Raw genomic sequence first — 12825 nt, 5'->3', positions numbered from 1 at the left:
TTGTGCACAGGGCCCCGGCTCAAAACGGGTCGAAGCCATGTAAGAAACTTGCATGATGGGAAGACAAAGTTCAGGCTTAATCAGCGAAGTGACAGGACAGTCCGGTCATTTGTCCATCGGGTCGCTTTCAGCATATTCCAGAAGAGAAGTGACATCTGAAATCCGCGCGTGGTTGCGGTCGATGACGACTCCGGTTGCCTTGAGGCGCGAAAACGCGCGGCTCAGGCTTTCGGGCTTCATTCCAAGGCGTCCGGCGATCAGCATCTTGTCATAGGGCAGCACCACCTCGCAGGCGCCGCTATCGCGATCGCACAGGCCCAGCAAGAACTTGGCCACCCTCTGCGCCCCGGTCTGCGCCTTCAGCTGTTCCAACTGTGCAACCAGTGAATGCAGGTGCGTAAACGTTGCCGCCAGTATCGAGATACCGATTTCGGGGTCTTCCTTCATCAGAGATATCAGCACAGGGATCGGGATATGCATCACCTGACAACGCGACACGGCCTCGGCAGAGACCGGATAGGGCATATTGCGCAACGCCACCGCCTCGCCAAAGCTTTCGCCCTTGGTGAAAACGCTGACCACTGCCTCGGCACCGGACGGAGACATCCGGAACAGTTTGATCCACCCAGCCAGAACCACGTGAACGGCCTGAGCCGTCTCTTCCTGCAGAAAGATGGTTTCCCCACGGTCGTATTCGCGCCAGATGGCTTGGCTCAGTAACGTATCTACATGTTGCTCTGGCAAGCTCCTGAGCAGCAAAGACTGCCGGGCAACTGCCTTTTCGGCTTCATGGGCCACGAATAATCCTCTTTTTCAGGCCGGGTCTCCGACCGGTATTTTCCTTGCTTTATGGCTATGCCAAAGCCATCGCCCCGGCACCAGCCCTTTACCGCCCACCAACTTGACTATTGTCATGTCACGCCTCGGCCGCAGCGATTAACCTCGCTGCAAAGCCAGCAATCCGGGGAGCACACACCATGGACTACGAGCGATTTTTCAGTCAAAGCCTCGACGCATTGCGGGATGAGGGAAACTACAGGGTTTTCATCGATTTGCAACGCCACCGCGGCGCTTTTCCAAATGCGCGGCAAACCGATGGCGATATCCAGCGCGATGTGCGGATCTGGTGCTCGAACGACTATTTGGGCATGGGTCAGCATCCGGATGTGATCAACGCGATGCATAATGCGTTGAACCGCTGCGGCGCGGGTGCGGGTGGAACGCGCAACATTTCCGGCACGACCCACGATCATGTGTTGCTCGAGGCGGAACTGGCTGATCTGCACGGGAAAGAAGCCGCGCTGCTGTTTACGTCCGGTTACGTTTCGAACTGGGCGGCGCTTGGTACACTTGCGGCGAAAATTCCTGGTCTGATCGTGTTCTCCGACGCGCTGAATCATGCCTCGATGATCGAGGGCATTCGCCACTCACGGGCGCAAAAGGTGATCTGGAAACACAACGACCTTGCAGATCTCGAGGCCAAACTGGCCGCCGCTGACCCCGATGCGCCCAAGATGATTGCATTTGAATCCGTTTACTCAATGGACGGGGATATCGCCCCGATCAAAGAGATCTGCGACCTGGCCGACAAATACGGGGCGATGACTTACCTGGATGAAGTTCACGCCGTTGGTCTCTATGGTCCACGTGGCGGCGGCATCGCCGAACGTGAAGGGCTGATGGACCGCCTGACCGTCATCGAAGGCACGCTTGGCAAAGCGTTCGGAGTAGTGGGCGGTTATATCGCGGCGTCGGTCGCCTTGTGCGATTTCGTGCGCAGCTTCGCCAGCGGGTTCATCTTTACGACCGCCCTGCCGCCGACGATTGCAGCCGGGGCAGCGGCATCAATTCGGCATCTGAAACAGTCGAACGCCGAGCGCGGTTTGCAGAAGGCTCGTGTGGAACAGGTCCGGGCCAGACTGGATGCCGAAGGCATCCCGCATCTTCCCAACCCCAGTCACATCATTCCGGTGATGGTGGGTGATCCGGTGAAATGCAAATTCATCTCGGACACGCTGCTGGAAGAATTCGGCATTTATATCCAGCCGATCAACTACCCGACCGTTCCCAAAGGCACTGAACGTCTTCGGATCACGCCGTCGCCCGTCCATACTGACGCAGATATCGATCATCTTGTCGGCGCCCTGTCCGCGCTGTGGCAACGCTGTCAGATTGCCCGGAGGCCGATGGCCGCGCAGTGATACCGGCTTGAAAATTGTATAAAATGGCCGCCCTTTCGGGCGGCTTTTTCTATCATACCAGGTAGAGGCCAAAAACCGCGACTGAAAACCCGGTCAGTACCATTGTAAAGCCTCGTAGCCAGCCAGCGCTGTCCGTCAGGTCGAGGTAGCGCGCGAGGATGAGGCGCGCCTTGAGCAACGCCAAAAGCAGGATTCCACCCCCTATTGTCGCAGGCGCTGCAGGCAGCAGGGTCAGAAGCGCGGATGCCAGGCTGAGCGCCAGTAGTCCAAGCCAGGCCTTTGTTAGCGGGTTCGGGAGCCTCCGGCGGGAGTATTTGGAAAAAGATGAAGAGGCGGCCATGATGTTCATCCCAGCAGGTAGATGACCGGGAACAGCATGATCCAAACCAGGTCGACCATGTGCCAGAACTGAGCGCCTGCCTCGATATTTCGGGGGTCATCCCGCCAGGCAACCAGCAGGAGTATGAAGGCTCCGGCCAGCACATGTGCGGCGTGAAATCCGGTTAGCAGATAGTAGAAGAGAAAGAACGGGTGGGTTTCGTAGCTGACGCCCTGCGCTGCTTTGTCGGCATATTCCACCCCTTTGATGACAAGGAAAACCAGTCCCAGCAGGGACGCACCCAACAGTGCCAATCGGGCGGTATTCCGGCGGGCATCCCGCCGCCAGTGCAGTGCCTGTGCCGCCAGATAGCCGGACGATACAAGAACGACGGTGTTCAGCGCAGCTCCGGTACGGTGAAGATGCGACTGGGCTTCGGCAAATCCTGCAGGGTCAGTCAGACGCACGCCCATGAAGGCGATCAGCCCTGCCCCGAACACCAGTAGTTCACTGATGATCAGCACCCACATCAGCAATTCGCCGGGCAGTTCGTCGATCAGGGTGGCGTTGCTCATGCGCCGACCAGTTGTCGATAGATTTGCGGCAGGGCCATTGTCAGCCGGTGCGGGTCCGGGATGACGGCAAAGCCACCCTGCCCGAACATGCGCGGGAACCAGCTTTTGCCGGTTTTGTCGATGGTGACGCCAAAGACCGAATGACCGGCACGGCGGGCTTCGCGCACAGCCATGCAGGTATCTTCGATACCGTGTCGGCCCTCGTAATGGTCAAGGTCGTTGGGTTTGCCATCGGTGATGACCAGCAGCAGGCGGCGCTTGCGAGATTGCGCGGCAAGGTCGGCGGAACAGTGGCGAATTGCGGCTCCGAGTCGGGTGTAGTGCCCCGGTCGCAGCGAAGCGATACGCTGCTCGACCTTTGGCCCCATGGGTTCGTCAAATCGTTTGCAGCGCTGAACGTATACGCGTTCGCGTTTCAGCGAACTGAAGGCGTGGATGGCGAAATCGTCGCCGCAGGCATTCAGGCCCCAGGCCAGCGCCGCCAGCGCCTCGCGTTCTATGTCGATCACAGCGCGGCCGGTGACGGCGCTTTCGGTTGAGCGGCTGACATCCAGCAGGATCGACACCGCCAGATCGCGGGCCTCGGGGCGGGATTGCATCCAGACGCGTTCGTTGCTTTCCCCGCTTGCGAGTCGGTCGGTAGCAGCCCGCACGGCGGCTTCGATGTCGAGTTGATCACCGTCCAGATGACCTCTGGTCATGACCCGACCGGGGCGCAGGGCTTCGAACTGGCGTTTGACGGCACGAATGCGGCGGGCCGTGGCGGGGTCCTTGCCGAACTCGGCTGCATCCTCGCGGATATCGGCGTCGGACAGCAGAACGTTGACGTGGTCGGGCAGGTATTGACCGGTGCGCACGTCCCATTCAGGATAGAGGATGCGGCCTGACAGGCGTTCTCGGTTCACGTCTTCTGGCGCGAGATCGAGGTGGAGTTTTAACTTGGTCGGCGGCGCCTTGGAGATCTGACCGAGGCCGATCTCCTCCTGATCGTCGGCCGCTTTCTTCGCGTTGTCGGGGTCATCATCGTCGATACGACGGTTGATGTTCAAAAACTCGGCCCAACTGAGTATTGCTTCGAACTTGTGCAGGATGAAACTGTCGCTGCGCGAAGCCTGGTCAGATTTTCGGCGCCGCGCGCGGTGGGTCTTTTCACCGGATTCTTCGGGTGGGCCTTCTGTATCCGGGTTTTCAACCTCGTTATGTTCGGAAAACCCGACGGCGCGCAACTCGGGCCACAGCGGGACCGGGCGGAAATGCTGATAGCCGCGCGGGGCGGCGAGATCGTCACCCAGTGCCAAAAGCTCTTGGGCTTGCGGTGACAGGGGCTTGGGGTCACCCAGCATGTTGCGGACAACCTCTTCGACCGCCGCCTCGAGCGGTGGCAGGCCGGGTATGTTCCGTTGATACAGAACGCCCTTGCAGAGTTCAGCGTACAGCGGGCGCAGACCGGGGGCATTTTCCAATGTCGCCTCGACCATGTGCCGGGCAGCGACCAGTGCGCGCAGGTCGCCGCGCAGAGGATCGTCTTCGTCAATTCTTGTTGCGGCATGGGCGGCAGTTGCGGCCAGCCAGACATAAAGCGCGCCGTTTGCTTCGCGCGCGGGGAATACGGCCAGCCGGTCCGGCAGGCGCAGTACTTCCCCGTCGAACGACGCGCGCGGCATCAGTTCGGTTTCGGTCGCCAGACGGCGGCGCCAGCCGAGACGGTGGCGCGAAACTTCAGGAGAGACCGGGCGCAATTCGACGCCCGGACTGCCCCCCAGTCCCCGGAAGAGGACTGCCAGCCGCCCCGCGACCTCAGAGAGGTCGACCGCGGCTCCAACATGCACCTCAGGTGCATCGAGGCGGCTGGCAAGGGTGTGCCACAGTTTCCCGATCGTTTCTTCGGGTTCCCATGGCTCAAAGTCGATCTTGACCATCGGCCGGCCTCACCCAAAGACAGCCGTGACAAGATCGAGGAGCCCGCGTTTGATATCCTCGTCATCAGTCAGAGGTTCGATCATTGCGGCAAGGATGGCGCGGTCGGTGGACATGCCCTGCGCGATCAGCGTTGCGGCATAAACGACCAGACGGGTGGAAACGCCTTCCTCAAGATCCTGACCCTTGAGCCCACGCAGTTTGCCGGCAAGACGCACCAGCGGTTTGCAGCGTTCCAGCGGCAGGCCGCTTTCCTGTGCAACGACATCGGCCTCCATCTCGGGCGACGGGAAGTCGAACTCCAGCGAGATGAAACGCTGACGGGTCGAGGGTTTCAGAGTTTTCAGAATGTTCTGGTAGCCGGGGTTGTATGAGGCCACCAACATGAAGCCGGGTGCGGCTTCAAGCTCTTCGCCGGTGCGGTCGATCGGCAGGATGCGCCGGTCGTCGGTCAGCGGGTGCAGAACGACGGTGACGTCCTTGCGAGCCTCGACTACCTCATCAAGGTAGCAGATTGCACCTTCACGTACTGCGCGGGTCAGGGGGCCATCGACCCAGACGGTCTCGCCGCCTTTCAGCAGGTAGCGGCCGATCAGGTCGGCGGCAGCGAGGTCATCATGGCAGGCCACGGTGTAAAGCGGGCGGCCAAGGCTGGCGGCCATATGGGCCACAAAGCGGGTCTTGCCGCATCCGGTCGGCCCTTTCAGCAAGACCGGCAGGTTATTGGTATAGGCGGCGGCGAACACGTCGCATTCGTCGTCTTGGGGCAGGTAGAAGGGGGCGTCAGCCGCCCCCGTTCCCAGTTGCATGGAGCCGTCCATATCCATTACTCCGCAGGAGTTTCAGCTGCGCCGGGTTCAATGACCTCTTTCCGAGGGACCCAGATCGAGTAGATGAACAGCAGCGCACCAAGGACCACGACCAGGCCAGAGCCAAGGCGCATCCAGTAGAAGATCGCGATCTGATCCTGCACATCCATGAAGTAGTCACCGACCACACGTTGCATGTGTGTCTGAACAGTCCCGGCGAAGGTCAGCACGAAGGTCATGAAGACCATACCACCTGTCATCAGCCAGAAGGACGCCATGTTCAGAACCTGATTATAAGGATCGCGGTTCTTGAGGATCGGCATCGCGTAGCTGAAGATCGCCAGGTTGAGGCAGACATAGGCGCCGTAGAAGGCCAGGTGACCGTGTGCGGCCGTGATCTGCGTGCCGTGGGTGTAATAGTTCACACCGTGCAGCGTATGCAGGAAGCCCCAGACGCCGGCCCCGAAGAAGGCCAATGTGGCGCAGCCCAGCGACCACAACAGTGCGGCCTTGTTGGGGTGGTCACGGCGGCCTTTCCAGACCATGACGAAGGCAAAGGCCATCATTGCAAAGAACGGGATCACCTCGAGGCTCGAGAAGATCGATCCGATCCACTGCCAGTAGGCGGGTGTACCGATCCAGTAATAGTGGTGGCCGGTGCCGAGGATGCCCGAGAACAGTGCGGCAGCGACGATGACGTAGAGCCACTTTTCAACCACCTCACGGTCAACACCGGTCAACTTCAGCATCAGATAGGCCAGGATCGAGGCCATGATCAGTTCCCACACACCTTCGACCCACAGGTGGACAACGTACCACCAGTATTGCTTGTCCAGGGACAGGTTGCCGGGGTTGTAGAAAGCGAACAGGAACAAAAGCGCCAGACCCCACAGACCCAACAAAAGGATGTTGGTGATAGCGGTCTTTTTGCCCTTCAGAACGGTCATCGACACGTTGTATAGGAAGATCAGCGCAGCCACGACGATACCCGCCTTGACCCATTTGGGCTGTTCCAGGAACTCGCGCCCTTCTTTGCCCAGCAGCCAGTTGCCTTCGAACAGGTTGAAGACATAGGTCACGACCACGCCCAGCGTGCCGACGACCAGAATGATCAGCTGCAGATAGGCCAGCTTGGGCGAGTGGATCTCGCGCTCGGCCTCTTCCGGGATCAGGAAGTAAGCAGCGCCGAAGAAGCCCAGGATCAGCCAGACGATCAGCGAGTTGGTGTGAAGCATCCGCACGATATTGAACGGCAGAAGCTCACTCAGGAAGTTTGGCGATACATAGATCAGTCCGGCCAGCAGGCCGCCGATCACCTGGATCGCGAACAGGCCCATTGCCACTGCGAAGTAGGCGTAGGCGATTTTTTGGGATTCGTATTTCATTGTCCTTGTCCCTTTCTCAGCCTGCCTCGTTGGGCGGCCAGCCCTGAGCGTCGATATTGTCCGTCCAGATCAGGAAATTGGTCAGGTCGCGGAGTTCTTCGTCGCTGAGGTTGAAATTGGGCATCTGTCGGCGACCGGGAATGCCGGTCGGCTGCGCCTCCATCCAGCCCTTGAGGGATTCAAAGGCTGATTCCGGGTCGTCCAGCACCCCCCAACGGGTCATCACGTTACCGACTTCCGGGGCGAAGTAGGCCCCTTCGCCGAGAATCGAGTGACAGTTGATGCAGGCGTGTTTTTCCCAGACGTGCTTGCCGCGAACCACACTTTCGTCAAGCTTTGCCGCGTTTTCGGAATTGACGATATACAGGTGGGAATGGGCCGACAGGGCCAGAAAGATTAGAATGAAGAACAGTGACCCGCCATAGAATATATTGCGAGCCATGCTCTTTGTCATGACTTCTCGCATCGCGCTCTCCTTTGCGCAGATTAGCTAGTTTGCTCAGAATGGCGGGTGGGTCATGGTATCGCCTTAACGAAAGTCAAGACTTGCGACAGGAAATCAGATTCAGTTTGAGTGCCCCAGCCGTGGACCCGTCAGCGCAGGCCACATGGCGATCAGATACAGCACAAAGGCGCTGACCCAGAGTCCATCGGACAGCAGCATCGCAACTAGATAGCCAGATTCCATATCCGCCGCGATCCAGCGCGAGATCGCTGCCGCGGCCATCAGTCCATAGGCCACGACCATCGGGCCGGGTGCGATCAGATCCCGTCCGCTGTGCCCCAGCGCAGCTCGGCTCATGACCGCAAGGGTCATGCCGCCCACGCAACCGATGCCCAGAACGTGCAGCGCAGCAACCTCGTTGCCGAAACCCAATGCCGCAAGCCCCCAAAGAATCAGCCCCAGCGCCAGCATTCCAAGTCCCAGGTGCAGCGCGAGCAGGATTGGCTGCCGCGCGGACCAGATCATGCGCCAGCGCGACATGCGCAGGATTTGCACACCGCCAAGGGCCAGCCCCAGCACTCCGGCCGTGCCCGTCGCGCCCAATACCAGAACGCCACAGGGCAGAACCAAGGCCAGAATCATGCCCGCCTTGTCCAGGCCCGCCACCGAGACCGGCCAGTTCGCCTCGGGCTCTCCGGCGCGTTTCATTGCATTGCGTGTAAAGGCGGGAGTGATCCGGCCCCCCAGAATGGCGATCATCGCACAGAGTGTCAGCAAGCCTGCTCGCAGACCTGTTTGCAGTGTGTCGCTAATACCAGCCCATTCCAGATGGGTCAGCAGGTTCGCGACCCAGATGAGGCTTAGCAGCAGAAGAAACACCATGTTCTGCGGCTTGGGACGGCGGATGAGCAGTGTGGCGATCTTGGCTGCCAGAATTGGCACAAAGGCCAGATCCAAAACCGCGACCACAAGCGGCGGCACTATCCCGGAAAACCACATTGCCATCCGGCCGGCCAGCCAGACCCCTGCCGCCAGTGCGATGAAGCGAGCCCGCGCGTCGGGCGCACCGGTCCAGTTCGGCACCGCGGTCAGGAAGAACCCTCCCAAAGCTGCTGTGGCATAGCCGAAAATCATCTCATGCGCGTGCCACATAGGCGGTGTCATGCCGTAATCCGGTGCCAAATACGGCACCGCCAGCCACAGCCCCCAGACAAGGCCGGCAAACAGGCCGTAGAGACCTGCAGACAGGAAAAAAACTCGGAATCCTTCACCAAAAATACGGGTGATGATCGTGGGCATTTCTGCTCTCCTAGACCGTTTTGCCACACGTAGCAGCCCGGCGGCCCGGATGACTTAACCAAAATCAAAACCGTCGCAAAACATGACCCGGAAACACCTGTTTTATTAGGAATTATTTTTGCATTTCAGTCTGTGTACAAACCCGTTTCCGTCCCTTCCGTTGACTTTGGTCAAGGATAACATCTCCGTGATGTTTCAGTCTCCAGCCTGCCTCACCAGCAAATGGAGAGTGATCATGTCACTTGGAATCAGCTACAACAAAACTGGCCGCGCCTTTGGGGTCGGTTTGGCGATGCTGCTGGGCAGCGTCGCTGCACCAGTCTTCGCCGAAGAGCCAACATTGAGCGACGAAGCGTTTGAATCGTCCAAACAGCTCTATTTCGAGCAATGCGCAGGTTGCCACGGCGTTCTGCGTAAAGGCGCCACAGGCAAAAACCTTGAGCCCCACTGGAAGAAAACCGCAGCCGATGGCACCGTGACCGAAGGCGGCACCCTCGCGCTTGGGCAGGAACGTCTTGAAAAGATCATCGCCTGGGGGACCGAAGGCGGCATGAACAACTTCTCGGACATCATGACCGAGCAGGAAATAAAGGACATGGCGACATACATTATGATGGAGGCCCCCAAGCCGCCTGAGATGTCGCTGGAACAGATGAAAGCGACACGCAAGGTCTATGTCGAAGAAGCCGACTATCCGACCGAACCGCTGCATGGCCGCAACTGGGAGAACTTCTTTGTCGTCATCGAACGTGACGTAGGTAAAGTGGCCGTGATCGACGGCGACACCAAAGAAGTGCTGACACACATCCCGACCGGTTACGCTGTCCACGTTCTGAAAGCATCCGAACACCACAGCACTACCGAACCGGAACATCCGGGCCGCTTCTGGTACACCATGGGCCGCGACGGCAAGATGACCAAGATCGACCTCTGGCAGAAGCCTGAGAATATGTTGGTTTCCGAGGTCAAGATTGCCTATGACGCCCGCGATGTGGCAGTTTCCGGCGACGGCAAATACGTCATCGGTGGTGGTTACTGGCCGCCGCATTTCGCAATCGTTGATGCCCAGACCATGGAACCGGTCAAGGTTGTATCGACACGCGGCGTGAACGTGGACGGGGACTATGTGGAAGAGGCCCGCGTGGCCGCAATCTACACCACACCGAACGAGCCAACCTGGATTGTCGCGATCAAGGAATTGGGTCAGCTGTGGCAGGTCGACTATACCGACCTGGAGAACCTGCGGATCGACAAGATCGACAGTGCCAAGTTCCTGCATGACGGGTTCTTCGACCCGACAGGCCGTTACTTCCAGATCGCCGCGAACGCGTCGAACAAGATGGTTGTCGTCGACACCGAAACTCACAAGCTTGAGGCAATGATCGACACGGCTGCGTTGCCGCACCCCGGCCCGGGCGCCAACTGGGTTGACCCGAATTGTGGTCCGGTTGCCGGTACAACCCACCTTGGTGTTGGTGCCGTGACAGTCTGGGGCAACGACCCAGAGAACCGTCCGGACGATGCCTGGAAGGTTTGTTACGAAGTGGAAACCGACGGCCCCGGCCTGTTTATCCGCACGCACCCGAATTCGGATTACATCTGGGCTGACCAGACCAAACATCCGGAACCGGAAATTCAGCAGTCCGTTCAGGTCATCTCGAAAGAGACCGGCGAGATCGTAAAAACCATCCAGATCACCGAAGATGAAGGCAGCGCCGCTGTTCACTTCGAGTTCAACGCGGATGGTACCGAGGTCTGGGTTTCCAAATGGAACCTGTCGGATTCTAAAGAACCCAACGGTCAGATCGTGATCTTCGACGCCAAGACGCTGGAAGAAATTGGCCGCATCGAAGGGCTTTATGCCCCGACCGGCAAGTTCAACGTCTACAACCGTTCGAACCACGTCACCTGACGGGATCGCATCCAGAACCGGAAAGGGCGGGCCCCTCGCCCGCCCTTTCCTCGTTTGACCTATCAGCCAAACTCACCGGCCTGCCACACAAGGCCTGACAAGACAGCCATAACGGAGCACGGATATGACCTCCGAACCGGATAAAAAACCACCGATCTGGCGCCGGTATTTCCTGTGGGGAATGCCCGTGGCCGGTCTCGCTGCCGCTTTTGCTGCAGGCATCATCTTCTGGGGCGGCTTCAACACTGCCATGGAAGCGACCAACACCGAGAAGTTCTGTGTCTCGTGTCACGAGATGCGCGATTATATATACACCGAATACACCGGCACGATCCACGATGTGAACCGTTCCGGCGTGGGCGCGGTCTGTTCAGACTGCCACGTGCCCAAGGACTGGACCCACAAGATCATCCGCAAAATCCAGGCCTCCAAAGAGCTTTATGGCAAAATGGTCGGGACCATCAGCACCCCAGAGAAATTCGAAGCCAAACGCATCCATCTGGCGATGAACGAATGGGAGCGGATGAAGGCTACCGACTCGCGCGAGTGCCGTAACTGCCACGATTTCGAATCGATGATGCCCGAATTCCAGAAACCCCGCGCCCGTCAGCAACACCTGAACGCGATGGAAACCGGTCAGACCTGTATCGATTGCCACAAGGGGATTGCGCACTCGAACATCCGGGACCGTGCAACCGACGAGTATCTGGAAGAGTTGGAAGCCCCGAACCCTGCGTTTGTCCGGCCGATCCCGCCAGAATATCTGGCCAGCCTCGAGAAGATCGAAGCCTTGGAGGCCGCCGAGGCCGACGCGGAAAAAGCCGCCAAACAAGCCCAGCAAGAGGCTGTTCAGGCCCAGATTGCGGCCGCTGTTGACGCTGCTGTGGCGGAAGAACGCGCCAACGCTGCGGGAGAGGCCTCGGCCGCGCCTGCGGGCGGCGGTGGCAGCGACGTCGCTTCCAACATCGACTGGAATGCCGTGGCCAGTGCGGACCTGAAACTGTTCTACCCCGGTCAGGCGTCGTTCGAATGGGTGCAAAACGGCAAGACCCACGGCGGTGCCCGTCCGCTGACCAAGGGGGGCGATCAGTGTTCGACCTGTCACGCCAAGGAACTGGACACCATCGGAAACAAGATCGTTGCCGGCGGCGAACTGGAACCGACCCCGATCCCGGGCAAACGTGGGGTGATCGACGCAACCGTTCAGGCGGCACATGACGATGAAAACCTTTATATCCGTCTGCAATGGCCGGATGCGGGCCATAGCCCTGCCCCGTTCGTTGATGGCGGCAAAATGGACCCCGACAACCAGATCAAGGTCGCCATGATGATCACCGGCACAGATATTGAACTGGGTGATCAAGTGGGTTGCTGGGCTTCATGTCACGCCGACAACAGCTACATGCCCTTTGACCCGGGTGCGGATGCCATTGCCGCCAATGGTGATGTAACGGGACGCCTGACCGCGCAGGACACAGTTACCAAATACATCAGCGAAAGCCGCACCGAGGTTGAAGTCAAGGGCCGACGTGGCAAGCCCCTGGGTGGTTGGGACAAGCTTCAGTCTGCCGAGCAGATTGAGCAATACCTGGCCGACGGTACCTACCTTGACCTGATGCGGGTCTATGCTGATGGCAGTGCAACCAACGGCTATCTGCTAGATCAGCGCGTGGTCAATGACGGTGAAATCGCTGCCTCGGCCGAGCTTTCCGGCGGAATGTGGACTGTCGTGTTCACGCGGCCGTTGAACTCCGGTGCGCCGGGTGATGTGCCGCTGGAACCCGGGCAGACCTATACGGTCGGCTTTGCAATCCACGATGACTATGCCAGTGCGCGGTTCCACCATGTGACGCTGAACACCAGCCTCGCGCTGGACGACGACAGCGCAAATATCAACGTGGTGAAACAGTAGCGGATGGGGCCGGAGGATCCGGCCCCAATCCTTTCAGAAAGGAGATTGGAT

11 protein-coding genes are annotated in these 12825 nt (G+C 59.2%); 3 read left to right on the top strand and 8 right to left on the bottom strand.

Annotated features, from left to right (window positions below; all coding sequences use genetic code 11):
- Nucleotides 1-105: 105 nt before the first annotated feature.
- Nucleotides 106-798, bottom strand: a complete 693-nt coding sequence (locus ACR1XU_RS18470; RefSeq protein ID WP_170613974.1) for a Crp/Fnr family transcriptional regulator — start codon at nt 796-798, stop codon at nt 106-108.
- Nucleotides 799-977: 179 nt separating this feature from the next.
- On the opposite strand from ACR1XU_RS18470, the gene hemA reads away from it, so the two are divergent.
- A complete protein-coding gene (gene hemA, locus ACR1XU_RS18465) occupies nt 978-2201 on the top strand; it encodes a 5-aminolevulinate synthase (protein WP_480907954.1) in 1224 nt (407 codons plus the stop codon).
- A 52-nt stretch (nt 2202-2253) separates the two neighbouring features.
- On the opposite strand, the gene ACR1XU_RS18460 is transcribed toward hemA, so the two are convergent.
- From ACR1XU_RS18460 to ACR1XU_RS18430, 7 genes are all read right to left on the bottom strand, one after another.
- Nucleotides 2254-2541 carry a cytochrome C oxidase subunit IV family protein gene (locus tag ACR1XU_RS18460; protein WP_480907952.1) on the bottom strand — a complete coding sequence of 96 codons (288 nt, stop codon included), beginning with the start codon at nt 2539-2541 and terminating at the stop codon, nt 2254-2256.
- A gap of 5 nt (nt 2542-2546) precedes the next feature.
- Nucleotides 2547-3095 (bottom strand): cytochrome c oxidase subunit 3, encoded by a 549-nt coding sequence (locus ACR1XU_RS18455; protein ID WP_480907950.1) that lies wholly within the window; start codon nt 3093-3095, stop codon nt 2547-2549.
- Nucleotides 3092-5014, bottom strand: coding sequence for a nitric oxide reductase activation protein NorD (locus tag ACR1XU_RS18450; RefSeq protein WP_480813151.1), 1923 nt, complete (start codon nt 5012-5014; stop codon nt 3092-3094). The genes ACR1XU_RS18455 and ACR1XU_RS18450 overlap by 4 nt, the downstream gene beginning before the upstream one ends.
- A 9-nt stretch (nt 5015-5023) precedes the next feature.
- A complete protein-coding gene (locus ACR1XU_RS18445) occupies nt 5024-5833 on the bottom strand; it encodes an AAA family ATPase (protein ID WP_480907947.1) in 810 nt (269 codons plus the stop codon).
- 5 nt (nt 5834-5838) lie between these two features.
- Nucleotides 5839-7206 carry a cbb3-type cytochrome c oxidase subunit I gene (locus tag ACR1XU_RS18440; protein ID WP_170678681.1) on the bottom strand — a complete coding sequence of 456 codons (1368 nt, stop codon included), beginning with the start codon at nt 7204-7206 and terminating at the stop codon, nt 5839-5841.
- A gap of 16 nt (nt 7207-7222) precedes the next feature.
- On the bottom strand, nt 7223-7672 hold the full coding sequence (locus tag ACR1XU_RS18435) for a c-type cytochrome (protein ID WP_170613993.1): 450 nt from the start codon (nt 7670-7672) through the stop codon (nt 7223-7225).
- A 99-nt stretch (nt 7673-7771) separates the two neighbouring features.
- The gene (locus tag ACR1XU_RS18430; protein WP_480907945.1) at nt 7772-8950 is read right to left on the bottom strand and encodes an NnrS family protein; all 1179 of its coding nucleotides are present in this window, start codon (nt 8948-8950) and stop codon (nt 7772-7774) included.
- A 235-nt stretch (nt 8951-9185) separates the two neighbouring features.
- On the opposite strand from ACR1XU_RS18430, the gene ACR1XU_RS18425 reads away from it, so the two are divergent.
- Together ACR1XU_RS18425 and ACR1XU_RS18420 are read left to right on the top strand one after the other, a co-directional pair.
- Entirely contained in the window at nt 9186-10862 is a 1677-nt protein-coding gene (locus ACR1XU_RS18425) for a cytochrome D1 domain-containing protein (protein ID WP_170613995.1), read from the top strand.
- Nucleotides 10863-10986: 124 nt separating this feature from the next.
- Nucleotides 10987-12774 carry a NapC/NirT family cytochrome c gene (locus ACR1XU_RS18420; RefSeq protein WP_480907943.1) on the top strand — a complete coding sequence of 596 codons (1788 nt, stop codon included), beginning with the start codon at nt 10987-10989 and terminating at the stop codon, nt 12772-12774.
- Nucleotides 12775-12825: the final 51 nt, after the last annotated feature.

This window comes from Ruegeria sp. D1(2025) (genome assembly GCF_056536425.1).
Note: the sequence above shows the minus strand (reverse complement) of the source record. Positions and strands in the feature narration are given on the sequence as shown.

Bases quoted from the DNA above. Each gene is read 5' to 3' on its own strand.
- hemA (WP_480907954.1), top strand. From the start codon at position 978: ATGGACTACGAGCGATTTTTCAGTCAAAGCCTCGACGCATTGCGGGAT.
- ACR1XU_RS18460 (WP_480907952.1), bottom strand. From the start codon at position 2,541: ATGGCCGCCTCTTCATCTTTTTCCAAATACTCCCGCCGGAGGCTCCCG.
- ACR1XU_RS18455 (WP_480907950.1), bottom strand. From the start codon at position 3,095: ATGAGCAACGCCACCCTGATCGACGAACTGCCCGGCGAATTGCTGATG.
- ACR1XU_RS18450 (WP_480813151.1), bottom strand. From the start codon at position 5,014: ATGGTCAAGATCGACTTTGAGCCATGGGAACCCGAAGAAACGATCGGG.
- ACR1XU_RS18445 (WP_480907947.1), bottom strand. From the start codon at position 5,833: ATGGACGGCTCCATGCAACTGGGAACGGGGGCGGCTGACGCCCCCTTC.
- ACR1XU_RS18440 (WP_170678681.1), bottom strand. From the start codon at position 7,206: ATGAAATACGAATCCCAAAAAATCGCCTACGCCTACTTCGCAGTGGCA.
- ACR1XU_RS18435 (WP_170613993.1), bottom strand. From the start codon at position 7,672: ATGCGAGAAGTCATGACAAAGAGCATGGCTCGCAATATATTCTATGGC.
- ACR1XU_RS18430 (WP_480907945.1), bottom strand. From the start codon at position 8,950: ATGCCCACGATCATCACCCGTATTTTTGGTGAAGGATTCCGAGTTTTT.
- ACR1XU_RS18425 (WP_170613995.1), top strand. From the start codon at position 9,186: ATGTCACTTGGAATCAGCTACAACAAAACTGGCCGCGCCTTTGGGGTC.
- ACR1XU_RS18420 (WP_480907943.1), top strand. From the start codon at position 10,987: ATGACCTCCGAACCGGATAAAAAACCACCGATCTGGCGCCGGTATTTC.